The sequence below is a fragment of the Streptomyces sp. NPDC006510 genome (genome assembly GCF_040611955.1).
In the GTDB taxonomy this organism is placed as follows: Bacteria; Actinomycetota; Actinomycetes; order Streptomycetales; family Streptomycetaceae; genus Streptomyces.
In genome coordinates this window covers 1-26,349 of record NZ_JBEXPH010000062.1, presented here as the reverse complement: position 1 = coordinate 26,349, position 26,349 = coordinate 1, and the positions used below count along the sequence as shown (strand labels likewise).

General features: G+C 70.2%; 21 protein-coding genes and 2 pseudogenes. 6 read left to right on the top strand and 17 right to left on the bottom strand.

Translation table 11 applies throughout. The annotated features are described in order from the left end of the window. Nucleotides 1-9 precede the first annotated feature (9 nt). The 11 genes from ABZY11_RS20080 to ABZY11_RS20030 all read right to left on the bottom strand — a co-directional run bounded on the left by ABZY11_RS20080 (nucleotide 10) and on the right by ABZY11_RS20030 (nucleotide 12,169). Entirely contained in the window at nucleotides 10-1,116 is a 1,107-nt protein-coding gene (locus ABZY11_RS20080; protein ID WP_356480421.1) for an aminopeptidase P family protein, read from the bottom strand. Between the two features lie 105 nt (nucleotides 1,117-1,221). Continuing rightward, nucleotides 1,222-2,043, bottom strand: coding sequence for a Pro-rich N-terminal domain-containing protein (locus ABZY11_RS20075; protein WP_356480420.1), 822 nt, complete (start codon nucleotides 2,041-2,043; stop codon nucleotides 1,222-1,224). Between the two features lie 126 nt (nucleotides 2,044-2,169). Next, nucleotides 2,170-2,610, bottom strand: a complete 441-nt coding sequence (aroQ, locus tag ABZY11_RS20070; RefSeq protein WP_114243499.1) for a type II 3-dehydroquinate dehydratase — start codon at nucleotides 2,608-2,610, stop codon at nucleotides 2,170-2,172. Then, on the bottom strand, nucleotides 2,607-4,244 hold the full coding sequence (gene aroB, locus ABZY11_RS20065; RefSeq protein ID WP_356480419.1) for a 3-dehydroquinate synthase: 1,638 nt from the start codon (nucleotides 4,242-4,244) through the stop codon (nucleotides 2,607-2,609). The genes aroQ and aroB overlap by 4 nt, the downstream gene beginning before the upstream one ends. Then, entirely contained in the window at nucleotides 4,241-5,425 is a 1,185-nt protein-coding gene (gene aroC / locus ABZY11_RS20060; protein ID WP_356480418.1) for a chorismate synthase, read from the bottom strand. The genes aroB and aroC overlap by 4 nt, the downstream gene beginning before the upstream one ends. Nucleotides 5,426-5,572: 147 nt before the next feature. Continuing rightward, nucleotides 5,573-6,409 carry a shikimate dehydrogenase gene (locus ABZY11_RS20055; RefSeq protein ID WP_356480417.1) on the bottom strand — a complete coding sequence of 279 codons (837 nt, stop codon included), beginning with the start codon at nucleotides 6,407-6,409 and terminating at the stop codon, nucleotides 5,573-5,575. Then, nucleotides 6,396-8,114 carry an endolytic transglycosylase MltG gene (gene mltG, locus ABZY11_RS20050; protein WP_356480416.1) on the bottom strand — a complete coding sequence of 573 codons (1,719 nt, stop codon included), beginning with the start codon at nucleotides 8,112-8,114 and terminating at the stop codon, nucleotides 6,396-6,398. Before mltG ends, ABZY11_RS20055 begins: the two co-directional genes overlap by 14 nt. A gap of 96 nt (nucleotides 8,115-8,210) precedes the next feature. Further along, nucleotides 8,211-8,696 carry a Holliday junction resolvase RuvX gene (gene ruvX / locus ABZY11_RS20045; RefSeq protein WP_356480415.1) on the bottom strand — a complete coding sequence of 162 codons (486 nt, stop codon included), beginning with the start codon at nucleotides 8,694-8,696 and terminating at the stop codon, nucleotides 8,211-8,213. Then, nucleotides 8,693-11,362 (bottom strand): alanine--tRNA ligase, encoded by a 2,670-nt coding sequence (alaS, locus tag ABZY11_RS20040; RefSeq protein WP_356480414.1) that lies wholly within the window; start codon nucleotides 11,360-11,362, stop codon nucleotides 8,693-8,695. Before alaS ends, ruvX begins: the two co-directional genes overlap by 4 nt. Next, nucleotides 11,362-11,724 carry a DUF6167 family protein gene (locus tag ABZY11_RS20035; protein ID WP_356480413.1) on the bottom strand — a complete coding sequence of 121 codons (363 nt, stop codon included), beginning with the start codon at nucleotides 11,722-11,724 and terminating at the stop codon, nucleotides 11,362-11,364. Before ABZY11_RS20035 ends, alaS begins: the two co-directional genes overlap by 1 nt. Before the next feature lie 7 nt (nucleotides 11,725-11,731). Beyond that, a complete protein-coding gene (locus ABZY11_RS20030; RefSeq protein WP_356480412.1) occupies nucleotides 11,732-12,169 on the bottom strand; it encodes a DUF948 domain-containing protein in 438 nt (145 codons plus the stop codon). 218 nt (nucleotides 12,170-12,387) lie between these two features. Between ABZY11_RS20030 and ABZY11_RS20025 the strand changes: the two genes are divergently transcribed. Beyond that, nucleotides 12,388-14,589 carry an AAA family ATPase gene (locus tag ABZY11_RS20025; protein ID WP_356480411.1) on the top strand — a complete coding sequence of 734 codons (2,202 nt, stop codon included), beginning with the start codon at nucleotides 12,388-12,390 and terminating at the stop codon, nucleotides 14,587-14,589. A 17-nt stretch (nucleotides 14,590-14,606) separates the two neighbouring features. On the opposite strand, the gene rpsD is transcribed toward ABZY11_RS20025, so the two are convergent. Further along, on the bottom strand, nucleotides 14,607-15,221 hold the full coding sequence (gene rpsD, locus ABZY11_RS20020) for a 30S ribosomal protein S4 (protein ID WP_356480410.1): 615 nt from the start codon (nucleotides 15,219-15,221) through the stop codon (nucleotides 14,607-14,609). Nucleotides 15,222-15,409: 188 nt separating this feature from the next. Here rpsD and ABZY11_RS20015 point away from each other — a divergent pair, with 188 nt between their 5' ends. Next, nucleotides 15,410-16,111, top strand: a complete 702-nt coding sequence (locus tag ABZY11_RS20015) for a DUF2470 domain-containing protein (protein ID WP_356480409.1) — start codon at nucleotides 15,410-15,412, stop codon at nucleotides 16,109-16,111. Nucleotides 16,112-16,130: 19 nt separating this feature from the next. Here ABZY11_RS20015 and ABZY11_RS20010 read toward each other — a convergent pair whose 3' ends face one another. Both ABZY11_RS20010 and ABZY11_RS20005 read right to left on the bottom strand, forming a co-directional pair. Then, the gene (locus tag ABZY11_RS20010) at nucleotides 16,131-17,510 is read right to left on the bottom strand and encodes a replication-associated recombination protein A (RefSeq protein WP_356480408.1); all 1,380 of its coding nucleotides are present in this window, start codon (nucleotides 17,508-17,510) and stop codon (nucleotides 16,131-16,133) included. An 81-nt stretch (nucleotides 17,511-17,591) separates the two neighbouring features. Continuing rightward, entirely contained in the window at nucleotides 17,592-18,227 is a 636-nt protein-coding gene (locus ABZY11_RS20005) for a vitamin K epoxide reductase family protein (protein ID WP_356480407.1), read from the bottom strand. 141 nt (nucleotides 18,228-18,368) lie between these two features. On the opposite strand from ABZY11_RS20005, the pseudogene ABZY11_RS20000 reads away from it, so the two are divergent. Next, nucleotides 18,369-19,091: pseudogene (locus ABZY11_RS20000) on the top strand (ABC transporter ATP-binding protein); the annotation flags it as partial. Continuing rightward, a pseudogene (locus ABZY11_RS19995) lies at nucleotides 19,086-19,594 on the top strand (ABC transporter permease); the annotation flags it as partial. The pseudogenes ABZY11_RS20000 and ABZY11_RS19995, both read left to right, overlap by 6 nt. A 43-nt stretch (nucleotides 19,595-19,637) precedes the next feature. Here the strand turns inward: ABZY11_RS19995 and hisS are convergent. Continuing rightward, entirely contained in the window at nucleotides 19,638-20,900 is a 1,263-nt protein-coding gene (hisS, locus tag ABZY11_RS19990; RefSeq protein WP_356480406.1) for a histidine--tRNA ligase, read from the bottom strand. Between the two features lie 13 nt (nucleotides 20,901-20,913). Further along, nucleotides 20,914-21,600 (bottom strand): MBL fold metallo-hydrolase, encoded by a 687-nt coding sequence (locus ABZY11_RS19985; protein ID WP_356480405.1) that lies wholly within the window; start codon nucleotides 21,598-21,600, stop codon nucleotides 20,914-20,916. A gap of 149 nt (nucleotides 21,601-21,749) precedes the next feature. Between ABZY11_RS19985 and ABZY11_RS19980 the strand changes: the two genes are divergently transcribed. Together ABZY11_RS19980 and ABZY11_RS19975 are read left to right on the top strand one after the other, a co-directional pair. Next, a complete protein-coding gene (locus ABZY11_RS19980; protein ID WP_356480404.1) occupies nucleotides 21,750-22,538 on the top strand; it encodes a peptidylprolyl isomerase in 789 nt (262 codons plus the stop codon). A 199-nt stretch (nucleotides 22,539-22,737) separates the two neighbouring features. Beyond that, entirely contained in the window at nucleotides 22,738-23,967 is a 1,230-nt protein-coding gene (locus ABZY11_RS19975) for a DUF349 domain-containing protein (protein WP_356480403.1), read from the top strand. 92 nt (nucleotides 23,968-24,059) lie between these two features. Here the strand turns inward: ABZY11_RS19975 and ABZY11_RS19970 are convergent. Further along, nucleotides 24,060-26,349: bifunctional (p)ppGpp synthetase/guanosine-3',5'-bis(diphosphate) 3'-pyrophosphohydrolase (locus ABZY11_RS19970; RefSeq protein ID WP_356480402.1), on the bottom strand; the 2,290-nt coding region annotated here is incomplete at its 5' end.

Sequence of the window (26,349 nt, the reverse complement as noted above, 5' to 3'; positions counted from 1 at the left end):
GGATGCGCGCTAGAGCGCGAGCAGCTCCTTGGTCGTAATGGTGAGTAGCTCGGGTCCGCCGTCCGCCTCGGGGCGCACGACGAGCGTGTCATCGATCCGGACCCCGCCCCGGCCCGGGAGGTGGACCCCCGGTTCGACGGTGACCGGTACACAAGCGTCCAGTTTACCCATGGCCGCAGGTGCCAACTGCGGGTCCTCGTCGATTTCGAGTCCCACCCCGTGCCCGGTCCAGGGTGCCAGGCCCCCGCCGTGCCCCGCGGAGTCCAGCAGATTCCGGGCCGCGCGGTCCACGTCGCGGTAGGCGGCGCCCGGTACGAGAGCCTCCCGCCCGGCCCGCTGAGCGGCGAAAACCAGGTCGTAGAGCTCGATCTGCCAGTCGGCGGGGGTCGTCCCGATGACGAATGTACGGCCGATCTCGCAGCGGTAGCCGCGATAGTTCGCGCCGAGGCAGACGGAGAGGAAATCCCCTTCCTCCACCCGCCGGTCCGAGGGGCGGTGGCGGCCCTGACCGGAGTTCGGTCCGGTGGCCACGGAGGTGGCGAAGGCGGGGCCGTCGGCGCCGTGGTCCACCAGGCGCCGCTCCAGCTCCAGGGCGAGATGCCGTTCGGTGCGGCCCACCAGGATGGATTCGAGGAGTTCGCCCAGGGCCTGGTCGGTGATCTCGGCGGCGATCCGCAGGCAGGCGATCTCCTCCTCGTCCTTGACCACCCGCAGCTGTTCGACGGTGGCACCGAGATCGCCCAGCCGGAGCCGCGGGGCGACCGAGCCCATGGCGCGGTGGCGGGCGACCGTCAGATGGTGCTCCTCTACGGCCAGGGACTCCGCGCCCGAGGAACTGGCCAGATCGGCGGCCGCGACCACCGGATCGCCGTCGGAGGCCGGCAGCAGGGACACCCGCAGCTGATCGTCGGTGCGGCCGTCGGCGGGATCGCCGCCCGGGGCGCGGGAGGAGAGCAGGACGTCCCCGCCGGGCCCGAGCAGCAGCACGGCTCCCGGGGGCGCCCCGCCCGCGAGATAGCGGACGTTGGCGGGGCGGGAGACCAGAGCGGCCGCGGATCCGACGGCGGCGCACCGGTCGCGAAGCAGCCCGCGGCGGACGGCGTACACCTCTGACATGTCACGAGCCTACGAGCGGTGGCGCGGGCCTGCTCGGTCAGCGCATCCGACCGGGGGGCGGTCGCCGCTCCCGTCACCGGGCCGGGCACCCCGCCGGGTGAGGGTTCACCAGCTCGGCGGGCTGGCTATCGAGCGGGCGAGTATGTCGTCCAGGACGCGGGCGGTGGTCTCCACGTCGTAGGCCGAGTTGTCGATGATCGGCAGCCCGGAGCCGTACCAGCCGGCCATCCTGCCGTGGATCCTGGCCACCTCCTCGTCCGAGAGGCGGCGGTTCCCGCTGCGGGCGGCGTTGCGCTCCAGCACGATCTCCAGGCCGGGCAGCAGGACGACGGGCAGGAGTCCTGGACCGACATGGCGCTTCCAGCCACCGAGCCCGACGACCGGACGGTCGGGGAAGACCGCGTCGTCGAGGATGCAGGAGATGCCGTTGGCGAGGAAATTGCGGGCGGCGAAGCCGCAGGTGCGGCGGGCGAGGCGGTACTGGGCCTCGGAGTGGTCGTTCCACCCGGCCTGCGGGTCGGCGAAACCGGAGCAGACCCACTCGCGGACGTCGTCGAGGCTGACATGGGCGGTGGGCACCCGGCGGCGGCTGGCCCAGAGCTTGGCCACGGTGGTCTTGCCGGCGCCCGCGGGGCCGATCAGGAGGACGGCGAGGGTCGCGCTGCCGGTGCCGGGCTCGGCGGGTGGCGCGGGCAGCGGGACGGGGCCGCCGGGCGGCAGCTGGACGTGTCCCGTGGTCTCCCTGGAGGGAGGACCCGGCGCATGGTGCGGGGCCGGCCCGCTCCATCCCCCGGGCGCGGGTGGGGTGGTGGGCGGCGGCCCCGGCGGACCGGGGTGGCCGGGGTGCTGGGCCTGGTGCGTCCAGCCGACAGGTCCGCTTCCGGGTCCTTGGGGCGGCGGCAGCGGGGCCCCCACTGCGTGCTGCATCCGGTGCCACTCCGTCTCGTACAGGCAACTGGCGCTGGTGGAACGGCAACCGTACCGTCCCCGGCCGCCGCAGAGACAACGGTCGGGGACGCGCCAGGGTGCCCGGTCGGCCGGGGAACCGGTCCGTCAGTCGGTCAGCTCGTCCGCGAGGGCGCGCAGGGCGAGGCGGTAGGAGCCGATGCCGAATCCGGCCACGGTCCCCGTGGCCACCGGCGCGACCACGGAGTTGTGGCGGAATTCCTCCCGCGCGTACGGGTTCGAGATGTGCACCTCGATCAGCGGGGCGGTGCGCTGGGCCGCCGCGTCCCGCATCCCGTACGAGTAGTGGGTGAAGGCACCCGGGTTGAGAACGACCGGAATTGAACCGTCCGCGGCCTCGTGGAGCCAGCGGATCAGCTCGCCCTCGTCGTTGGTCTCGCGGACGTCGACATCGAAGCCGAGCTCCTTGCCGAGCGCCTGGCAGGTCTCGACGAGTCCGGCGTAGGACGTGGCACCGTACACATCCGGCTCGCGGGAGCCGAGCCGGCCGAGGTTCGGGCCGTTGAGGACGAGCACCCTGCGGGTCACGCCGACACCTCCCCGTAGGCGGCCAGCAGCACGGCCGGGTCGGGGCCCTCCAGGACGGTGGGCTTGCCGAGGCCGTCGAGGACGATGAAGCGCAGCAGGTCGCCGCGGGACTTCTTGTCGACCTTCATGTTCTCCAGCAGCTTGGGCCACTGGTCGCCGCGGTAGGTGAGCGGCAGTCCGACGGACTCCAGGACGGTGCGGTGCCGGTCGGCGGTGGCGTCGTCGAGGCGCCCGGCCAGCCGGCCCAGCTCGGCGGCGAAGACCATGCCGACCGAGACGGCCGCGCCGTGCCGCCACTTGTAGCGCTCGTTCTTCTCGATGGCGTGGGCCAGGGTGTGGCCGTAGTTGAGGATCTCGCGCAGTCCGGATTCCTTCAGGTCGCTGGAGACGACCTCGGCCTTGACCCTGATGGCGCGTTCGATCAGCTCGGCGGTGTGCGGCCCGGTGGGCGTACGGGCGCCCTCGGGGTCGGCCTCTACGAGGTCGAGGATCAGCGGGTCGGCGATGAAGCCGGCCTTGATGATCTCGGCCATGCCGCTGACGTAGTCGTTCACGGGCAGCGAGTCCAGTGCCGCGAGGTCGCAGAGGACCCCGGCCGGCGGGTGGAAGGCGCCGACGAGGTTCTTGCCCTCGGCGGTGTTGATGCCGGTCTTGCCGCCGACGGCCGCGTCGACCATGCCGAGCACGGTCGTGGGCACGGCGATCCAGCGCACCCCGCGCAGCCAGCTCGCCGCGACGAATCCGGCCACGTCGGTGGTGGCTCCGCCGCCGACGCCGACGATCACATCGGTGCGGGTGAAGCCGGTCTGGCCGAGCGCCTTCCAGCAGTACGCCGCGACCTCGACGGTCTTGGCCTCCTCGGCGTTCGGCAGCTGGATCGCGATGGCCTCGTAGCCCTGCCCGGCGAGGTCCTGGCGGACCGCCTCACCGGTCTCGGCGAGCGCCTCGGGGTGCAGCACCGCGACGCGCTTGGCCCGGTCGCCGATGAGCGCGGGCAGCTCGCCCAGCAGTTGCCGGCCGACCAGCACCTCGTACGGGTCGGTGCCCGCACTGCCTGCGATCGGGATACGGGTGGGGCCCTGCTCGGTCATAGGTGTGTTCTCCCGGCCGGGGTCGTCCGTGCGCTCCGGCAGTTCCAGTGCGTCGAGGACCGCCTGGGCGACCTCTTCGGGGGTGCGCTCGTCGGTGGCGACGGTCACCCGGGCCACCTCGGTGTACAGGTGACGGCGGGCGTCCATCAGCTCGCGCCACTGCCGGCGCGGGTTGACGGCGAGCAGCGGGCGGGCAATGTTCAGACCGACCCGCCTGACGGCCTCCTCCACGTCCATCGAGAGATAGACGACGGGCCGGCCGGCGAGCAGAGCGCGGGTCGTGTCGTCGAGCACGGCGCCGCCGCCGAGGGAGAGCACACCCGTGTGCTCGGCGACGGCGGTGTGCACCGCGCGCCGCTCCAGCTCGCGGAAGTGCTCCTCGCCCTCGTCGTAGAAGATCTCCGGGATCGGCTTGCCAGCCGTGGCCACCACGTCCGCGTCGGTGTCCCTGTAGGTGGTGCCGAGCCGGTCGGCGAGCAGCTCACCGACCGTGGACTTGCCGACGCCCATCGGGCCGACGAGGACGATCAGCGGGCCGCTCATCGGATCTGGAGGTGGTCGAGGTACGACTGCACATTGCGGTGGGTCTCGGCGACGCTGTCGCCGCCGAACTTCTCCGCGACGGCGTCGGCCAGGACGAGTGCGACCATCGCCTCGGCGACGATGCCCGCGGCCGGAACGGCACAGACATCGGAGCGCTGGTGGTGAGCCTTGGCCGGTTCGCCGGTGACGACGTCGACGGTGGCGAGCGCGCGCGGCACGGTCGCGATGGGCTTCATCGCGGCACGGACCCGCAGCAGCTCGCCGGTGGTCAGACCGCCCTCGGTGCCGCCGGAGCGGCCGGAGGCGCGCTTGATCCCGTCCTCGGTGACCAGGATCTCGTCGTGCGCCTTGGAGCCGGGGACCCGGGCCAGGTCGAAGCCGTCGCCGACCTCGACCCCCTTGATGGCCTGGATGCCCATCAGGGCCGCGGCGAGCCGGGCGTCGAGACGGCGGTCCCAGTGGACGTGCGAGCCGAGTCCGACGGGCACCCCGTACGCCAGCACCTCGACGACGCCGCCGAGGGTGTCGCCGTCCTTGTGGGCCTGGTCGATCTCGGCGACCATTTCCTTGCTCGCGTCGGCGTCCAGGCAGCGCACCGGGTCGGCGTCCAGCCGCTCGACGTCGGCGGGCGTCGGGTAGACGCCGTAGGGAGCCTTGGCCGCGGCCAGCTCGACGACATGGCTGACGATCTCGATGCCGGCGGTCTCCTTGAGGTACGACCGGGCGACGGCACCGAGCGCGACGCGGGCCGCCGTCTCGCGGGCGCTGGCGCGCTCCAGGATCGGCCGGGCCTCGTCGAAGCCGTACTTCTGCATGCCCGCGAGGTCGGCGTGGCCGGGGCGGGGGCGGGTCAGCGGGGCGTTACGGGCCAGCTCGGCCAGCTCGTCGGGGTCGACCGGATCGGCCGACATGACCTGCTCCCACTTGGGCCACTCGGTATTGCCGACCATCACGGCGACCGGGGAGCCCATGGTGAGCCCGTGGCGCACCCCGCCGAGGAAGGTGACCTCGTCCTTCTCGAACTTCATCCGCGCACCGCGGCCATAACCGAGCCGCCGCCGGGCGAGTGCGTCCGCCACCATCTCCGTGGTGATCGGGACACCGGCGGGAAGACCCTCCAGCGTCGCCACGAGTGCGGGGCCGTGCGACTCCCCCGCGGTCAGCCAGCGCAACCTGCTCAACGGTGCTCCTCATGCTCGCGCCTGGAACTGCAACGGCGCGACCGGGTGCGCGGCCCTGGCCCGCCGCCTTCGATCCTCCCACGACCGGGGGCCCGAACCGGTCGCCGGTCCAGCAGACGGACGGATCGTCCCGGCGGGCGCGATGCCTCAGCGGGCGGCGAGCGCCGCTTCCCCGGCCTGCCGCATGGCCGCGAGCGGCGCGGGCGCACGGCCCGTCATCTGCTCGACCTGGAGGACGGCCTGGTGCACCAGAAGGTCGAGACCTCCGACGACTGCGCCGCCGCGGGCCGTCCAGGCGGCGGCGAGGGGGGTGGGCCAGGGTTCGTACAGCACGTCGAAGAGGGTGCCGGGCCGCTCCGGTACGGCAGCGGTCAGGGCGTCCGTGGCACCGGCCGGGGTGGTGGCGATGACCAACGGGGCGAGCAGCGCCTGCTCGGCCTCCGCCCAGTCGGAGATCCGGACGTCCACGCCGAGGCGTTCGCCCCAGCCGCGCATCTCCTGACCCCGTTCACGGCTGCGGACGTATGCCGTGACCGGCCCCGTGCAGATCGCCGAGAGCGCGGCGAGCGCCGATGACGCGGTCGCCCCGGCGCCGAGGACGGCGGCGGACTCGGTCTTCTCCACCCCGCGTTCGCGCAGCGCGGCGATCATCCCGGGGATGTCGGTGTTGTCGCCGGTCAGCCGGCCGTCCTCGGCACGGACGACCGTGTTGACGGCCTCCACCGACGACGCGGTCCGGCTGATGGAGTCCAGCAGCGGAATGATCGCCCGCTTGAGCGGCATGGTCAGCGAGAGACCGGCCCAGGTGGAGTCGAGCCCCTGGACGAAGCCGGGCAGCGCGGCCTCGTCCACCTCGAACCGGTCGTACGCCCAGTGGGTGAGGCCGAGTTCGGCGTACGCGGCCCGGTGCAGCACCGGGGAGAGCGAGTGCGCGATGGGCGAACCGAGGACGGCCGCCCGGCGGGGCCCGTCATTCGAGGCCATGCTGTTCCTTGAACTTGTCGTTGAGCTTCTCGTGCTCGGCGGCCGTCTTGGTGAACTGGGTCTTCTTGCCGTCGAGCGAGATGAAGAACATCCACCCGTTGCCGGTGGGGCTGAGCGTGGCTCGCAGGGCTTCGTCGCCCGGATTGCTGATCGGCCCCGGCGGGAGGCCCGGGTGGTAATAAGTGTTGTAGGGGTCCGGGTTGGTCTTGATCTCGTTCGAGCTGATCTTGATCTTGCTCTGGTTCTTCAGGTAATTGAACGCGGAGTCGAATTGGAGCTTGCGGTTCGTGACCACATTGTCCGGCTTCAAGCGGTTGTAGACGACTTCGGCCATCTTGCGGAAGTCGTCGTGCGTGAGTCCCTCCGCCTGGACCAGGCTGGCGACGGTGAGCACCTGCCACGGGCCGTCCAGCTTGTACTTCTTGGCGGTTCCTTCGAGGTCGAGCTTGTCGTACTCCTCGTTGGACCGCGAGACCATCTTCTTGAGGATCGCCTCCGGCTTGGTTTCCTTGGTGACCGGATATGCGGCCGGGTAAAGGAATCCTTCCAGCGGGTCCTTGATGTCCTTGTTGTTGCTCGCCCAGTCGGGCAGCCCCAGGTCGGAGGCATCGGACTTGGCAATGCCCTTGGTCGTGCCCTTCTTGAGGCCCAGCTTCTTGTCGACCATCTCGTAGATGGCGACATTCCGGTAACCCTCGGGAATCACCAGGAGGTTCTGGCTCTTCGGGTCGACCATCATCTTCACGGCCTCGGCCGCCGACATCTTCTCGTGGAGGAGATACACCCCGGCCTGGATCGACTTCCCCTTGGGGTTCTCGTTCTGCGCGGAGACGAACGCGTCGACGCTCTTGACCACACCCTGCTTCTTCAGGATGTTGCCGATGTCGTACCCGAACGCGCCCTTCGGGATCTCCACCTCGACCGACCCCGAGCCGCTGCCCGCGTAGTCGGGCGCCGCACCGAACTTGTCCTTCCAGTACGAGTAGCCGAAGTAGCCCACCCCGCCGAGGCCGCCGACCAGGACCAGTGAGACGACCAGGCAGGCGCAGCCGCTGCGGCTCTTCTTCTTGCCCTTGCCGCGTCGCTCGTTGCCGCCACGGCTGCCGCGGCGTGACTCACGCGGGTCGTCGTCGTACTCGTCGTCGGCGTCCTTGTCCCTGCCGTCACGGTCGTCGTCGGCGCCCGTGAAGAACGGGTGGGTCTCCTCCGGCTGGACCTCCGGGTCCCAGTCGGGAGTCTGCGCCGGGGCCTGCTGGGGCACGGCCTCCCGACGGCCCGGGGGCTGCGGCGGCGGGTAGGCCTCCGGCGTGCCGTAGTGGTCGTGCGTCTCGCCGTAGCCGCCCTGTCCTCCGGCGTACGGGTCGGCCGGCTGGGCGTCGTACGGCATCGCGGCGGGCTGCTGCCCGGTGCCCCAGCCGCTGTTGTCGTACTGCGGCTGCTGGGGCTGCTGGGGCGCTTGCTCGTACGGGTCCTGCGGGACTCCGTAGCCGGGCTGCTGCTGGTAGTGCTGCTGCTGGGCGTACGGGTCATGCGCCTGAGGCTGCGGCGGCTGCTGCGCGTACGGGTCGTGCGGGTGGGGCTGCTGCTGGCCGCCGTACTGGCTCTGGCCGTGGGGAGGCTGCTGCCCTCCCCATCCCTGGTCCCCGTACAAGGGGTCCTCGGGATGCCACGGTTCGGAGCCGGGGCCCCGGCCATACTCAGTCATCGATCCCCTAGAGCCGCGAGACGACATTCCGTCTCTTTGCTGTGCGGTGTTTGTTCGAAACACCGCCGCATCGCGCGGAACGTTACCGTATCGCGATCAGACAACCACTTCGACGCCTTCGCCGGGGGCCTGGCCCGACGCCCGTTCGGACTCCAGAGCGTTCTGAAGGATCACCACAGCGGCAGCTTGGTCGATGACGGATCGGCCTTTCTTGGACTTCACGCCCGAAGCGCGCAGTCCTTGACTGGCCGTCACTGTGGTCATCCTCTCGTCCACGAGTCGCACCGGAATGGGTGCGACCGCGCGGGCGACCTCCTGGGCGAAGACCCGGATCTTGGCGGCGGCGGGTCCCTCACCGCCGCCGAGGGACCGCGGCAGGCCGATGATGATCTCGATCGGCTCGTACTCCTCGACGATCTGTCCGAGCCGCCGGTGGGCCGCCGGGACGTCGCGTCCCGGAACGGTCTCCACCGGCGTGGCGAGAATCCCGTCGGGGTCGCACGAGGCGACCCCGATCCGGGCGTCCCCGACATCGATCGCGAGACGACGACCGCGGCGCATCTGCGTCATTCCCGTCGTCACGCCGTCTCGGTGACGAGGCGTTCGACGGCGGACACCGCGGCGCCGATGGCCTCGGGGTCCTGGCCGCCGCCCTGGGCGACGTCCGGCTTGCCGCCACCGCCGCCGCCGAGGGTCTTGGCCGCGGCACGGACCAGGTCACCGGCCTTGAGACCGCGCTCGCGGGCGGCCTCGTTGGTGGCGATGACGGTGAGCGGGCGGCCGTTGGCCGTGGTGAACAGGGCCACGACGGCCGGACGGCCGCCCTGGATGCGGCCACGGACGTCGAGAACGAGCCTGCGCAGATCGTCGGCCGTCGTGCCGTCGGGGACCCGGCCGGTGACCAGGGCGACGCCGCGTACGTCCTTGGCGGACTCGGCCAGTCCGGCGGCGGCCTGGAGGACCTTCTCCGCGCGGAACTTCTCGATCTCCTTCTCGGCGTCCTTCAGCTTGCCGAGCATTCCGGCGATCTTCTCCGGGAGCTCCTCGGGACGGCCCTTGACCAGTTCCTGGAGCTGGGCGACGACCGTGTGCTCCTTGGCGAGGAAGTTGTACGCGTCGACGCCGACGAGGGCCTCGATGCGCCGCACACCGGAACCGATGGACGACTCGCCGAGCAGCTTCACCAGGCCCAGCTGGGCGGTGTTGTGGACGTGCGTACCGCCGCAGAGTTCCTTGGAGAAGTCGCCGATGGTGACGACCCGGACCCGCTCTCCGTACTTCTCGCCGAACTCGGCGATCGCGCCCTGCTTCCTGGCCTCGTCGATCGACATGACCTCGGCCTGGACGTCGAGTTCACGCGAGAGCACGTCGTTGATCTTCTGCTCGACGTCGGTCATGACCGAGCCGGGGACGGCGTTCGGCGAGCCGAAGTCGAAGCGGAAGCGGCCGGGCTGGTTCTCGGAACCGGCCTGGGCGGCCGTCGGGCCGAGTGCGTCGCGCAGGGCCTGGTGCGTGAGGTGCGTGGCCGAGTGGGCGCGGGCGATGGCGCGGCGGCGCTTGACGTCGATCGAGGCGAAGACCGGAGCGCCGACGGTGACCTCGCCGACCTGGACGACGCCCTTGTGGACGTGGACGCCGGGGACCGGCTTCTGGACGTCGCGGACCTCGATGACGGCGCCGGTGTGGAGCTTGATCCGGCCCTGGTCGGCGATCTGGCCGCCGCCCTCGGCGTAGAACGGGGTGCGGTCGAGGACGACCTCGACCTCGTCGCCCTCGGACGCGGCCGGGGAGGACACACCGTCGACGAGGAGGCCGACGATGGTCGACTCCCCCTCGGTGGTGGTGTAGCCGGTGAAGTCGGTGGCGCCGGAGCTGTCGGCGACCTCGCGGTAGGCGGACAGGTCGGCGTGACCGGTCTTCTTGGCGCGGGCGTCCGCCTTGGCGCGCTCCCGCTGCTCCTTCATCAGACGGCGGAAACCGTCCTCGTCCACGGCGAGGCCCTGTTCGGCGGCCATCTCCAGAGTGAGGTCGATCGGGAAGCCCCAGGTGTCGTGGAGCAGGAACGCCTTGTCGCCGGCGAGGACCTTGCCGCCCGCGGCCTTGGTCTCGGTGACGGCGGTGTCGAGGATGTTGGTGCCGCCCTTGAGGGCCTTGAGGAAGGCGGCCTCCTCGGCGAGGGCGACGGTCTCGATGCGCTTGCGGTCGGTGATCAGCTCCGGGTACTGCTGCCCCATCGTCTCGACCACGACGTCGACCAGGTCCTTGACGACCGGTCCGGTGGCGCCCAGCAGCCGCATGTTGCGAATGGCCCGGCGCATGATCCGGCGCAGCACGTAGCCGCGCCCCTCGTTGCCCGGCGTGACGCCGTCGCCGATGAGCATCACGGAGGTGCGGATGTGGTCGGCGACCACGCGGAGCGAGACGTCCGAGCCGTGGTCGGCGCCGTACCGGACGCCGGTCAGCTCGGTGGCCCGGTCCATGACGACGCGCAGGGTGTCGGTCTCGTACATGTTCTGTACGCCCTGCAGGATCATGGCGAGGCGTTCCAGGCCCAGACCCGTGTCGATGTTCTTCGACGGCAGGTCGCCGAGGATCGGGAAGTCCTCCTTGCCGTCACCGGCGCCGCGCTCGTACTGCATGAAGACCAGGTTCCAGATCTCCACGTACCGCTCGTCGTTGACGGCCGGGCCGCCCTCGACGCCGAACTCGGGGCCGCGGTCGTAGTTGATCTCGGAGCAGGGGCCGCAGGGACCGGGGACGCCCATGGACCAGAAGTTGTCCTTCTTGCCCAGCCGCTGGATGCGCTCGGCCGGCACACCGATCTTGTCGCGCCAGATGGCCTCGGCCTCGTCGTCGTCGAGGTAGACCGTGATCCACAGCCGCTCGGGGTCGAGGCCGAAGCCGCCGTCCGCCACGGAGCTCGTCAGAGCCTCCCAGGCGTAGCTGATGGCGCCTTCCTTGAAGTAGTCGCCGAAGGAGAAGTTGCCGCACATCTGGAAGAACGTGCCGTGCCTCGTGGTCTTGCCGACCTCTTCGATGTCCGGCGTACGGACACACTTCTGCACGCTGGTGACGCGCGGGGCGGGCGGCTTGACCTCACCGAGGAAGTACGGCTTGAAGGGGACCATGCCCGCGGGGACCAGCAGCAGAGTCGGGTCGTCCGCGATGAGCGACGCCGAAGGGACGACGGTGTGACCGCGCTCCTCGAAGAAGCTCAGCCAGCGGCGACGAATTTCAGCCGACTCCATCAGTGGTCCTCATTCCGGTTGTACGACTTGTAGGGGAGCTTGCGGTATTCGGTGGCCCCGAGGGACCGGTCGGGTCCGACGGGCTCGGACGCCTCGACGACGAAGTGCCGCCGCACCGGGAGGTCCGGATCGACCGGCGTCTGAAGGCCCAGCGCCTCGCCCAGTTCGGCTTCGCGCCGCGCCATCGACTCACGGACGTCCAGGGCGAAGTCCTTGAGCTTGTGCCCCGTCTCGATCGCCTTGTCCGCGGCCTGCGCCGCGAGGCTCTCGGGGGTCAGCTGCTTGAGCTTCCGGTTGACCTTGGTGGTGGCCCAGACACCGGCGGCGGCGCCGGCGGTGAACCAGAAGGTTCGGCGGAACATGGCTGCGTCAGTCCTTCGATCCGCGGGAGTTTCTGCCGTTGCGCTTCCTGCCGCGCGCGGACGGCACGGTGCGGCCGACGAGCACGGTACGGCGGGCGGGTTCCGGTTCGGGATCGGCCTTGCGGCCGATGGCCTGCCGCACCCCGTAGCCGAACGCGGCGACCTTGACGAGCGGGCCGCCGAAGGTCGAGGCGACGGTGGTGGAGAGCGCCGAGGCGTTCGAGGTGACTTCCTGGACGTCCGTGGCGATCGCGTCGACCTTGTCGAGCTGGGTCTGCGCGGCACGCACGGTCGCGGAGGCGTCGGCAAGCAGCGGGACCGCCTGTTCGGTCACGTCCGCCACGAGCTTGGTGGTCGCCCTGAGCGTCTGGGCCAGCCTCACCAGCACGACGGCGAGGAACGAAACCAGGATCGCCCAGAAGACGGCCACCAGGATCCCGGCCACCTCTCCACCGGACACAGTGCACCGCTCTCTAGCTTGTCGCTGTCTCTGTACTGTCTGTCTCTGCTCGGTCCGGCGACGGCCGTCGCAACAGCCGATCGTCGTCCCCCGAGCCTATCGCGCCGGTGGTCTCACCCCGTACCGCATTCCCGGCGCGGAGGGCGGCCGTTGCCATAAGGCGATTGTACGGAGAGCTTCCGTACGAGTACTCTGCGTGTTTCATGCGACGCCCCCAGCGCTTTTTTGCGTCCCCCCACGATCCGAGCGCCCCCACAGCGCTCGGAAACCTGCCGGCGGAACTGAACAGATTCGTCGGACGGGAGAACGATCTCGTCCGTCTCGCTCAACTCCTGGACGAGTCCAGGCTCGTCACCGTGGTCGGAGTGGGCGGCGTGGGCAAGACCCGCTGCGCCGCCAGGATCGCCGCACTGTTGGAGAAACGGTACTGCGATGGTGTCTGGATGGCCGAACTCTCCGCCATCCACGACCCCGAGCTGCTGGAACACGCTCTGGTCGACGCCCTGGGACTCACCGATCACACCAGCAGATCGCCCCGCACGACCCTCGTCGATCAGCTGGCCGATCGCCGGCTCCTCCTGGTGATCGACGGCTTCGAGCACCTCGTGGACGCCTGTGCCGAACTGGTACGGGAACTACTCCGCCGGGCCCCGCACCTGCGGGTGCTGGCCGCCGGTCGGCTGCCGCTGGAACTGGACGGGGAGCGCACCTTCCCGCTCGCGCCGATGACGGACGAGGACGCGATGCTGCTCTTCGCCGAGCGGGCCGTCGCCGTGCGCCCGGATTTCCGGCTGACCGACGACAACCGCGCGACCACCCTGGAGCTGTGCCGCCGCCTGGACGGAATCCCGCTCGCGCTGGAACTGGCCGCCGGGCGGCTGCGCGCCCTGTCCACCGACCAGGTGCTGCAACGCCTGGACGACCGCTTCCGGCTGCTGACCGGTTCGAGCCGCAGCGCGCTGGCGCGCCACCAGACACTCCGTACCGCCATCGGCTGGAGCCATGAACTCTGCGCCCCGGAGCAGCGGCTGCTCTGGGCGCGCCTCTCGGTGTTCGCCGGACAGTTCGACCTGGAGGCCGTCGAATACATCTGCAGCGGCGCCGATCTGCCGGCCGAGTCGGTACTCGATGTGCTCTCCGGGCTGCTGGCGCAGTCCGTGGTGCTGCGCGAGGAATCGGCACACGGCACCCGCTACCGGATGCTGGACACGGTGCGGGAGTACGGCGCCGAGTGGCTGGCGGCCACCGACGACACGGACCGGCTGCGGCGCCGCCACCGGGACTGGTTCCTCGGGCTGGCGACCTGGTGCGAGCTCGACTGGTTCAGCCCGCGGCAGGCCGAGGTGGCCGCCCGGGTCGAGAGCGAGCTGCCGAATCTGCGGCGGGCTATGGAGTGTTCGCTGGAGAGTCCGGACGAGGCCCATCTCGCGCAGTACCTGGCGGGCACCCTGTGGTTCCTCTGGGTGGGCTGCGGACGGCTCTCGGAAGGCCGGCACTGGCTGGACCATGTGCTGGAGGAGGACACCCCGTACGACTCCTCGCGACTGAAGGCGCTGTGGGTGCTCGGCCATGTGGCCGTGCTCCAGGGCGACCCGGTCGGTGCGGTCGCCGCACTTCAGGAGTGCAAGGACGAGGCGGACCGGGCCGGCGACTCCACGGCGCTCGCGTACGCGGTGCACCGGATGGGATGTCTGGCGCTGGTCACCGACGACGTGGTCAGGGCCCAGGAACTGTTGGACGACGCGCTGCGCCGCTACCAGGAGCTCGGTGAGCTGAACAGCAATGTGCTGATGGCCCAGATCGAGCTCGCGATGGCGGTCGGATTCCACGGGGATCTGGACAGGGCGGCCGCCATCTGCGAAGAGGTCAGGGAGATCTGCGAGGACCACGGGGAGCGGTGGGCCCTGTCGTACGCGCTGTATGTGCTGGCCTTCGCGGCGCTGCAGCGCGGCCGGCCGGAGACTGCCCGGGAACTGCTCGGGCAGTCGTTGGCGATCAACCACACCTTCCACGACCTGCTCGGCTCGGTGCTCGCCCTGGAGCTGCTGGCGCTGGTCACGGCCATCGAGGGCGATGCGGCGGAGGCGGCGGTGCTTCAGGGGGCCGCCGACGGGATCTGGCCGTCGGTGGGACCGCCGCTGTTCGGATCGGCGCACTACGGGCAGCCCCGGGTCCGCTGCGAGGAGCTGGCCCGCCGGGAGCTGGGCGACAGCCGCTACGAGGCGGAGCTGCACGCGGGCGGGCAGCTGGACCTGGACGCGGCGGTGGCCAGGGCCCTGGCGAGTGGCCCCGCGGACCACCGGGAGACCCCTGGGCGGCTGCCCGGAACGCTGCCGGTCCCCGGGAAAACGCGGAGGCCCGCCGCCTCCCGTACATCGGGGAGCGGCGGGCCGGAGCGCTGGTGAGAGCGGCTATGCCCGGATCAGCGGGCGTAGTACTCGACGACGAGCTGCTCGTCGCAGATCACGGGGATTTCCTTGCGGTTCGGGTCCCGGTCAAGGCGGAAGGCCAGGGCCTTCAGGTTCACCTGCAGGTAGCGCGGGGTCTCGCCGTCGGGGGCGTAGCCACCCTCGCGGGCCACCTGGAAGGGGTGCTTGTCGCGGCTGCGCTCGCGGACCATCACGACGTTGTCGGGACGGACGCGGAAGGACGGCTTGTCGACCTTGCGGCCGTCGACCTCGATGTGACCGTGCACGACCATCTGGCGGGCCTGGTAGATGGTGCGGGCGATGCCCGAACGCAGGACCAGCGCGTCGAGACGGCGCTCGAGCTCGACGACGAGCGCCTCGCCCGTCTTGCCCTCGGCCTTCTTGGCGCGGTCGTAGGCACGCGCCATCTGGCGCTCGCTGATGTCGTACTGGGCACGCAGACGCTGCTTCTCCAGCAGACGGACCTTGTAGTCCGAGTTCTGCTTGCGGCCACGGCCGTGCTCGCCCGGCGGGTAGGGGCGGGCCTCGAAGTACTTGACGGCCTTCGGCGTCAGCGCGATGCCGAGCGCGCGGCTCTTCTTGACCTTGGGACGCGACTGGTTAGGCACGTTCTCCAGACCTCCGTTGTAGGTTAGGTTAGGCTCACCTTACTTGAGGAGATCGCATGTCTCGCCCGGGGAACACCAGTCACATCACGGACAGCACTGACAGCGTCGACACCTCTCGGGGTGCCGATACGACGGAGGACCGATCAGATCGTGGTCAGCCGCGTCCCGGCGGGCTTGAAAACACTCGAATGCCGTCAGCAGCCGAGCGCACACGAACTCTCGTACAGAGTACCTGTTCGGCGGTGCTGCTCATCCCCGGGCCGAACGCCCCTGCCTCGGACCACCTGATGCCGCTCACCAGAAGCGTGGGTCCGGACGGGGATCTGTTCCTCGAACTCCCCGCTGATTCCCTGGCCGTACGGACCGCTGCGCACGCCGAGGACGACGAGCTGACCGCTGTGCTGGAGATCACGGACGTCGCCCCGGTCTCCGTCCCGCACCGCATCCGCGGCCGTGCCTGGGTCTCGGGGTGGCTCACCACCGTACCCGGCCTGTCGGGGCCCGGCCGGATGACGCTCCGGCTGGAGACGGGCGAGGCGTACGTCGACGATCTGTGGGGTGCCGAGGAGGTCGAGCCGGAGGAATTCCGGGACGCGCTGCCCGATCCGCTTGCCGGGCACGAGGCGGAGCTGCTGCAGCATCTGCACACGGCGCACGGCGAGCAGCTGGCGGCGCTGTGCGGGCTGCTGGGAGAACGGGCGGCCGGTCGCTGCCCGTCCCACCTGCCTGCCGTCGTGCCGCTCGCGCTGGACCGGTACGGGCTGCGGCTGCGGCTGTGCGAGGACCGGAGTCGGTGCTACGACGCGCGCTTCGAATTCCCCGCTCCGGTGCGGGACGTCACCGAACTGCGCGACGCGATGCACACGCTCTTCGCGGCGGCGGCGAGCTGAACGGCGACGCCGCTCCTGCTCAGCCCGCGGACGGTCCGGTGGCGTCGCCGGCCGTGCGGCCGAGCCGCTCGCGGACCCGCTCCACCACATCCGCGTAACGCGCCTCCGCGCCGTAGCGCGTGGGCCGGTAGTAGTGCTTGTCGCGTACCGCGTCCGGTGCGTACTGCTGGGCGGCGATTCCGCCGGGGACATCGTGCGGATACACATAGCCCTGGGCGTGGCCCAGCTTGGCGGCGCCCTTGTAGTGACCGTCGCGCAGATGGGCCGGGACGGGCCCCGCGAGGCCGTTGCGCACGTCCTGCTGGGCGGCGGAGATCGCCAGCGTCGCCGCGTTGGACTTGGGGGCGAGGGCCAGGGCGATCGTGGCATGGCTCAGGATGAGCGCCGCCTCCGGGAAACCGATCATGGCGACCGCCTGGGCGGCCGCCACGGCGGTGGGCAGCGCCGTGGGGTCGGCGAGACCGATGTCCTCGCTGGCCGAGATCATCAGCCGCCGGGCGATGAACCGGGGGTCCTCCCCCGCTTCGATCATCCGGGCCAGATAGTGCAGCGCGGCATCCACGTCGGAACCGCGGATGGACTTGATGAGCGCGCTCGCCACGTCGTAGTGCTGGTCGCCGTCCCGGTCGTACTTGACGGCCGCGCGGTCAACGGTCTCCTCCAGGGTCAGGAGGCTGATCTCCTTCTCCTGCTTGGACAGCGCGGCACCGGCCGCGGCCTCCAGCGCCGTCAGCGCCCGGCGGGCGTCGCCCCCCGCGATCCGCAGCAGATGCGCCTCGGCCTCCTCCGGCAGCGTCACCGCGCCGCCGAGCCCGCGCTCGTCGGCCAGAGCCCGCCCGAGCAGGCCGCGCAGATCGTCGTCGGTGAGCGATTCCAGGGTGAGCAGCAGCGAACGGGACAGCAACGGCGAGATGATCGAGAAATACGGATTCTCGGTGGTCGCCGCGATCAGCGTCACCCAGCGGTTCTCCACGGCCGGCAGCAGGGAGTCCTGCTGTGCCTTGGAGAAGCGGTGGATCTCGTCGAGGAAGAGGACGGTCTCCTTGCCGTAGCCACCAGTGGCGCGGCGGGCGCCCTCGATGACGGCGCGCACCTCCTTGACGCCCGCGGTGATCGCGGAGAGCTCGACGAAGCGCTTGTTGGTGGCCTTGCTGACCACGTACGCCAGAGTCGTCTTCCCGATGCCGGGCGGGCCCCAGAGGATCACCGACGACGGGCCCGCCGGACCGCCGTTCCCCTCGCCGACGAGGCGGCGCAGCGGCGAGCCCGGCTTGAGCAGATGCTGCTGGCCGACGACCTCGTCGAGGGTGCGGGGGCGCATCCGGACAGCCAGTGGGCTGCTGGACGGGTCCTTCTCCTGGCGGTCTTCGGCGGCTGCGGTAAAGAGGTCGGGCTCCACGTTTTGAAGCCTATGTCACGGCACCGACATCCCTGCCGGGCCGGTCGCCCGGCAGGGATGCGGGAGGGATGAGCGGGCCGGTCAGCTGGTCCAGAAGTCCCACCAGCGGGTCAGGATCAGCATGCCGATGATGCCGACCCACAGGACCGGCGGCACCCAGTGGAACTCCGTCAGACCGTTGCGCAGCCAGTCCGGCGCGGGAATGATCCGGTGCTTGATGTTGTGCGTGGTGACGTAGCAGAACATGAAGATCGTGGCGACCCAGGCCAGGCAGCACCAGAGGCAGAGCGAGTTGATGTTGTAGAGCGACTGGTACTGGAGCCAGGTGCAGAAGCCGACACCGAACAGCGTGCCGGCGTTCATCCCGAGCCAGTACCAGCTGCGGAAGCGGGCGCCCGCGAGCAGCGCCAGCCCGATCCCGATGATCACGGGGTACGTGGCCATGCCGAGCATAGGGTTCGGGAAGCCGAAGGCGGCCGCCTGCTCGCTCGTCATGATGTTGCCGCACGCGACAACCGGGTTGAGGCTGCAGCCCGGTGTGAAGTTGGGGTCCTCCAGCAACTTGAACTTGTCGATCGTGATGACCCAGGCGGCGAGGAGTCCGGCAGCGCCCGTGATCACCAGCAGCAGAGCGAGCGCCCGACTGCCGCCGATGGTCCTCTTCCCGCCGTCCTCGTCCTGTTCGGAGGAGGGATGGTCAACCGCTGCAGTCGTCATATCGCCGTTCCATCAGTGAGTGGCCTGCTGGGCACGGTCATTGTGCCGTACCACGACACTGGGCTTCTGTTCGATGGACATAAAGGTGTACCCAGAGGTCTGCGCACGACCGGCACGGAACCCAAGGGTCCGCGAGCGGCTCTGCACCAGGACCGAACTTGCGGTGAAGTACGCGGCCCGAGGAAGCGCCACGGCGACCTGACCGCGGTGGACGGCCTGGACCTGGGGCTCCGGCGGGGCGAGGTGTTCGGGATCCTCGGGCCGAACGGCGCCGGGAAGAGCACGACCATGGAAATCCCGCAGGGTCATCGCAGCCGTGACGAAGGGACCGTTCCGGTGCTCGGCATCGCCCCGGCCCGTGCCGACCGCCGCCGACGTTTCCGGGTCGGTATCGTCCGACAGGGTGAATCCGCACCCGCCGCATTGACGGTACGCGAGACGGTGGCGCACTTCGCCCGCCACTGCCCGAGGCCGCGCGACTGCGAGGACGTCATCGCGCTCGTGGATCCGGAGCTGAAGGCCGGCCGCCCGGATCAAGGAACTCTCCGGCGGTCGGCGACGCCGTCCCGACGTTTGCGCTCGGCGTGACCGGCTCCCCCGAACTCCTGCTGCTGGACGAGCCGACCACCGGTTTCGGCCCGGGGCCCGCCGCCGCTTCCGGGAGTTGATCCGGCTCCTGGCGCGGGAGGGCACGACGATCATGCTCACGACGCACCATCTGGAGGAGGCCGAGGCGCCGGCCAGCTCGCCGCCGTATCTGCGGGAAAGGTGGTCGCCGAGGGTGAACCCGCCGCCCTGCGCGAGCAGTTCGGCACCTACGCCACCGTCGAGTGGACCGAGCCGGGCGGCACCCCGCGCTCGGAAATGCTGGAGGCCGCGGTCCTGCTGCTGGTCGGCACCGCGTTGTCCGATGTCGACCTGCCGACGAGCGCGGGCAAGTGGCTGACCTTCGGCTGGATCTTCGTCCTGGGGATCACCGGTTGCGCGCTGCTCGGCATCGCGACCAGCAGGGTGCCGAGGTCCGGGCGGAGTGCGACCTCGGTGGTCGTACTGCCCTTCCTCGTCCTGCAGTTCATCTCCGGTGTCTACATATCGGTCGACACGCTGCCCGGCTGGATGCTGAACCTCGGGGCGCTGTTCCCGCTGAAGTGGATGTGCCAGGGCTTCCGCGGCGTCTTCCTGCCCGAGCCGGCAGCCGTCGTCGAACAGGCCGGGAGCTGGGAGTACGGAAGGTCGCGCTGGTCCTCGGCGCCCGGTGCTTCGGCGGTCCGGTGCTGTGCCTGCTGGCCTTCCGGTGGAAGGACCGGCGCGACGGCCGACCGGGATGTGCACGACCCCGGGGCCGGGGCGTTCCCGCCCCAGGGTGATCGGCGGGACGGGAATCCGCCCGCCGGCCACCCCGGACAAACCCTAGGCCAGGCGCCCGCGGACCGCCTCGGCCACGTCGGACAGCGGCACGGCCGTCTGCTCGCCGGACTCCATGTCCTTGAGCTGGACGACGCCCTCGGCCAGGTCACGCTCGCCCGCGACGATCGTGAAGCGGGCCCCCGACCGGTTCGCGCTCTTCATCGCGCCCTTGAGGCCCCGGTTCCCGTACGCGAAGTCCGCCGCCACCCCCTCGCGGCGCAGCTGCGTGACGATGCCGAAGAGGATCCGGCGGGCCTCCTCACCGAGCGGTACCGCGAAGACGCTGGTGGCCGCCGGTAGTTCGAGCTCGATGCCCTCCGCCTCCAGCGCGAGCACCGTACGGTCCACGCCGAGCGCCCAGCCGACCGACGGGAGCGCCGGTCCGCCGATCATCTCGGACAGACCGTCGTAACGGCCGCCGCCGCCCACCGCGGACTGCGACCCGAGCCCGTCGTGGACGAACTCGAAGGTGGTGCGGGTGTAGTAGTCGAGGCCGCGGACGAGCTTCTCGTCGTCCTCGTACACCACACCTGCCGCCGAGAGCAGGTCGCGCACCTCCTCGTGGTACGCCTTGCAGGCGTCGCAGAGGTAGTCGCGCAGCACCGGGGCGCCGGTCAGCTGCTTCTGCACCTCGGGCCGCTTGTCGTCGAGGACCCGGAGCGGGTTGATCTCGATGCGGCGGCGGGTGTCCTCGTCCAGGTCGAGCTCGCGCAGGAAGCCCTGGAGCGCGTCCCGGTAGACGGGGCGGCACTCCTTGTCGCCCAGCGAGTTGAGCAGGATGCGGAAGTTCCGCAGCCCCAGCGCGCGGTACGCCTGGTCGGCGAGGATGATCAGCTCGGCGTCCAGCGCCGGGTCCTCGGCGCCGATCGCCTCGGCACCGACCTGCGAGAAGTGCCGGTAGCGGCCCTTCTGCGGGCGCTCGTAGCGGTAGTACGAGCCGGAGTACCAGAGCTTCACGGGCAGGTTGCCGAGCTTGTGGAGGTTGGCCTCCAGTGCGGCGCGGAGCACGGAAGCGGTGCCCTCGGGGCGCAGCGCCAGCTGGGAGCCGCCCTTGGTGGTGAGGGTGTACATCTCCTTGGTCACGATGTCGGTGGACTCGCCGACACCGCGGGAGAAGAGGGCGACGTCCTCGAAGCCGGGCGTCTCGATGTAGCCGTAGCCGGAGTTCTTCAGGGGTGCGGCGATCGCCTCGCGCACCGCCAGATACTTGGCGGAGTCGGGCGGGGTCAGGTCGTACGTGCCCTTGGGGGCCTTGAAAGTGCTCACGGGATGTCTCTCGTCACATTCCTCGTCGGGGCGCGTCCAGGCCGTTCAGGAACGGGTTCGAGGCGCGCTCGCGGCCGATGGTCGTCTGGGGGCCGTGGCCGGACAGCACCACGGTCGAGTCGTCGAGCGGCAGGCACACACGGGCCAGCGACTCGAGCAGCTCGGCGTGGTCGCCGCCGGGCAGGTCGGTGCGTCCGACGGAGCCGGCGAAGAGCAGGTCGCCCGAGAAGAGGATCTGCGGAACATCCGCGGCCTCGGGCATCCTGAACGTCACCGACCCCTTGGTATGGCCGGGCGCATGCGCGACACCGAACTCCAGACCGGCCAGCTTCAGCCGGGCGCCGTCGCTCAGCTCCTTGACGTCGTCCGGCTCCCCGATCGTCAGCTCACCCATGAGCGGCATCCCGATGGAGCGGCCGAGGGCCTTCTCCGGGTCGCTCATCATGTACCGGTCCTCCGGGTGGATCCAGGCGGGGACGTCGTGCGCGCCGCACACCGGGACGACCGAGGCGACATGGTCGATGTGGCCGTGGGTCAGTACGACGGCGACGGGCTTCAGCCGATGCTTCTTCAGCGTGTCCTCGACTCCCTGGGTGGCCTGGTGGCCCGGGTCGATGATCACGCACTCCTCGCCTGCGGCCGGGGCGACCAGATAACAGTTGGTCCCCCAGGCCCCTGCGGGGAACCCGGCAATGAGCACGATCGTCCTTAATGGTCGTCCGACGGCGGATTGCGACTGAGAAGGTCGCGGCAGTTCAGAGCCTACCGGCGCTCCTCATTCCACAGCTAACCCATATACGGTACGGGGCAGCCAAGCCCCCATCACACGACCTACAAGGAGATCACCCGGTGGTCAGCAGCGATCAGCGGCGGCGGCAGCTCGCCAGGGAGAAGTTCGAGCGGCAGCAGCAGCGCCGGGAGGAGGCACGCCGCAGGACGAGGCGGCTGACGGTCGTCATCGCGTCCGCGGTGGCCGTGGTGGCGGTCGTGGGTGCGGGCTCGTATCTCGCCCTCGGTGACGACGGCAAGAAGGACAAGACGGACGCCTCCTCGAAGGCGAGCCCGTCGGCCGACGCGTCGCCGAGCGAGAGCAAGGCGCCCGAGCCGGCGATGAAGATCGACAAGAAGGCCCACTACACGATGTCGCTCAAGACGAGCCAGGGCGACATCGCGTTCACGATGGACGCGGCGAAGACCCCGCACACCACGAACTCCTTCAAGTCGCTGGCCGACAAGGGCTACTTCGACGGTACGAAGTGTCACCGCCTGACCACGCAGGGCATCTTCGTGCTGCAGTGCGGTGACCCCAAGGGCGACGGCACGGGCGGTCCGGGCTACACGATCGCGGACGAGAACCTGACCGCGCTGGGCAAGGCGGGCCAGGACGGCACCGTGACCTACCCGGCGGGCACGGTGGCGATGGCGAACACCGGCCAGCCGCACACCGGCGGCAGCCAGTTCTTCCTGGTGTACAAGGACAGCAAACTGCCGCCCACCTACACCCCGTTCGGCACGATGGACGACGCCTCGCTGAAGGCCGTCAAGGACATCGGCGCGGCGGGCGTGGACGGCGGCGCGGCCGACGGTGCGCCGAAGAAGGCCGTGAACATCTCGAAGGCCGCTGTCGACAAGTCGTGACCGGCCCGGGGCGGCCGGACCGGACCGGCCGGTGACGACGAGCGCGGGACGGATTTTTTTCGGCCGCGCTGAGTGCGGACAGCCGGGCGGCCGGTCGCCTAGATTGGCGTTGTGCAGGGCGGGCGCTGCCCGCCCCAGGAAACTGTGGACGATGCCAGGGGGGCGAACCCTCTCGCGGGCATCAGGTGGAGGAGGCGCTGTGAGCAGCGACCCGTGGGGCCGTGTCGATGAGACCGGCACCGTGTACGTGCGGACAGCCGACGGCGAGCAGGTCGTCGGATCGTGGCAGGCGGGTTCCCCCGAGGAGGCTCTGGCCTACTTCGAGCGCAAGTACGAGGGCATTGTGGTCGAGATCGGCCTCCTCGAACGGCGGGTGAAGACCACCGACCTGTCGGCGAAGGACGCGACGACCGCCATCGAGCATCTGCGTCTGCAGGTGGACGAGCATCACGCCGTCGGTGACCTCGACGCGCTGCGCAAGCGGCTCGACGCGCTCGTCGCGACGGTCGACTCGCGGCGCGAGGAGCGCAAGGCCCAGAAGGCGAAGCAGACCGACGAGGCGAAGCACGCCAAGGAGGCTCTGGTCGCCGAGGCCGAGGAGCTGGCGCAGAGCGAGCAGTGGCGCTCCGCGGGCGAGCGGCTCCGTGCGCTCGTCGACACGTGGAAGGGTCTGCCGCGGCTCGACCGCAAGTCCGACGACGAGCTGTGGCACCGCTTCTCGCATGCCCGATCGGCGTTCTCCAAGCGCCGCAAGGCGCACTTCGCCTCGCTGGACGCCCAGCGCGAGGAGGCCCGCAAGGCCAAGGAAAAGCTGGTCGTCGAGGCGGAGTCGCTCTCCGGTTCCACCGACTGGGGGGCCACGGCCGCCCGCTACCGCGACCTGATGACGGAGTGGAAGGCGGCGGGCCGCGCCCAGCGCGAGGCCGAGGACGATCTGTGGAACCGCTTCCGCGGTGCTCAGGACGTGTTCTTCGCCGCCCGCAGCGAGGTCTTCGCCGAGCGGGACGCCGAGCAGGGCGAGAACCTCAAGCTCAAGGAGGAGCTCGCGGTCGAGGCCGAACGGCTGGTGCCGGTGAAGGACCTGAAGGCGGCCAGGGCCGCGTTCCGGGCCATCAACGAGCGCTGGGAGGCCATCGGCCATGTACCGCGTGACGCCCGCCCGAAGGTCGAAGGGCGGATGCACGCGGTGGAGCGGGCGCTCCAGGAGGCCGAGGAGTCGGAGTGGCGGCGGACGAATCCGGAGGCGCGTGCGCGCGCCGCGGGTCTGACCGGTCAGCTGCAGGCGGCCGTGGACAAGCTGCGTACGCAGATCGACACGGCCCGCGCCGCGGGCAACAACGCCCGCGCCGACAAGCTGGCCAAGGAGCTGGAGGGCCGGCAGGCACTGCTGGACCAGGCGCTGAAGGGCCTGGAGGAGTTCGGCGGCTGACCGTCACACCATAAGGAAGGGGCTCCCGTACCTGGCGTACGGGAGCCCCTTCCTTCTGTGTGATCGCGTTACGGTCCTTATGCCTGATCGCGTTACGGCCTGCGGGCCGAGGTCACCCGGTAGACGTCGTAGACGCCCTCCACGCCCCGTACCGCCTTGAGTACGTGGCCCAGGTGTTTCGGGTCGCCCATCTCGAAGGTGAAGCGTGAGGTGGCCACCCGGTCCCGGGAGGTCTGGACGGCCGCCGACAGGATGTTGACGTGCTGGTCGGACAGGACACGGGTGACGTCCGAGAGCAGCCGGGACCGGTCGAGGGCCTCGACCTGGATGGCGACCAGGAAGACCGAGGACTGGGTCGGCGCCCACTCGACCTCCAGGATCCGTTCCGGCTGCTGCGACAGCGAGTCGACGTTGACGCAGTCGGCCCGGTGCACGGAGACGCCGCTGCCCCGGGTGACGAAGCCGATGATCGGGTCGCCGGGGACGGGCGTGCAGCAGCGGGCCAGTTTGACCCAGACGTCCTCCACGCCCTTGACGACGACGCCCGGATCGGCGTTGGAGCGGCGCTTGCCGCGGCTGCGCGAGGGCGGCGAACTCTCGGCGATGTCCTCGTTGGCGGCGTCCTCGCCGCCTAGTGCCTGGACCAGCTTCTGCACGACCCCGGCGGCCGCGACATGTCCCTCGCCGATCGCCGCGTACAGCGACGAGATGTCGGGGTAGCGCATCTCGTGGGCGAGGGTGACCAGGGAGTCGCCGGTCAGGATGCGCTGGATCGGCAGGTTCTGCTTGCGCATGGCACGCGCGATGGCGTCCTTGCCCTGCTCGATCGCCTCGTCGCGGCGCTCCTTGGAGAACCAGGCACGGATCTTGTTGCGGGCGCGGGGCGACTTGACGAAGCCCAGCCAGTCCCGGGAGGGGCCGGCGCCCGCCGCCTTGGAGGTGAAGACCTCCACCAGATCGCCGTTGTCGAGCGTCGATTCGAGCGGTACCAGCCGCCCGTTGACCCGTGCTCCTATCGTCCGGTGGCCGACCTCCGTGTGCACCGCGTACGCGAAGTCGACCGGGGTCGCACCCGCGGGCAGCGCTATCACGTCGCCCTTGGGTGTGAAGACGAAGACCTCGTTGCGGGAGAGGTCGAAACGCAGCGACTCCAGGAACTCGCTGGGGTCCTCGGTCTCCTTCTGCCAGTCCAGGAGCTGGCGCAGCCACGCCATGTCGTTGACGGTGTCCTGACCGCGGCCGGTGTTCTTGGGGACGTCGGTCCGCACCTTGGAGGCGCCCGCGACGGCCTCCTGCTTGTACTTCCAGTGCGCGGCGATGCCGTACTCGGCGCGACGGTGCATGTCGAAGGTGCGGATCTGCAGCTCGACGGGCTTGCCGCTGGGACCGATCACCGTGGTGTGCAGCGACTGGTACATGTTGAACTTGGGCATCGCGATGTAGTCCTTGAACCGGCCGGGGACCGGATTCCATCGCGCGTGGACGGTGCCGAGCGCCGCGTAGCAGTCGCGGACGGTGTCGACGAGGACGCGGATGCCCACCAGGTCGTAGATCTCGGCGAAGTCCCGGCCCCGCACGATCATCTTCTGGTAGACGCTGTAGTAGTGCTTCGGCCGCCCCGTGACGGTGGCCTTGATCCGGGCGGCGCGCAGATCGGCCTGGACCTCGTCGGTCACTATGGCGAGGTATTCGTCGCGCTTCGGGGCCCGCTCGGCGACGAGTCGGACGATCTCGTCGTACATCTTGGGGTAGAGGATCGCGAAGGCGAGATCCTCCAGCTCCCACTTGATGGTGTTCATGCCCAGGCGGTGCGCCAGCGGGGCATAGATCTCAAGGGTCTCGCGGGCCTTCTTCTCCTGCTTCTCCCGCTTGAGGTAGCGCATGGTGCGCATGTTGTGCAGCCGGTCGGCGAGCTTGATGACGAGGACCCGGGGGTCCTTGGCCATCGCGACGACCATCTTGCGTACGGTCTCGGCCTGGGCGGCCTCGCCGAACTTGACCTTGTCCAGCTTGGTGACGCCGTCGACGAGCAGGGCGACCTGGTCGCCGAAGTCGCGGCGCAGGGTGTCCAGGCCGTACTCGGTGTCCTCGACCGTGTCGTGCAGCAGTCCGGCCATCAGCGTCGCCGGGTCCATGCCCAGCTCGGCGAGGATCGTCGTGACGGCGAGCGGGTGCGTGATGTACGGGTCGCCGCTCTTGCGCTTCTGGCCGCGGTGCCACCGCTCGGCGACCTGGTAGGCGCGCTCGATCTGGCGCAGCGTGGCCGTCTCGATCTTGGGGTCGTTGCTGCGGGGCCGTTCGCGCGCCCCGGGACACGATCGGGTTTGGATCCGTCCAGTGCCGGATTCCCCGGCACACCGGTCATTTCGGCACTGTTCGTCA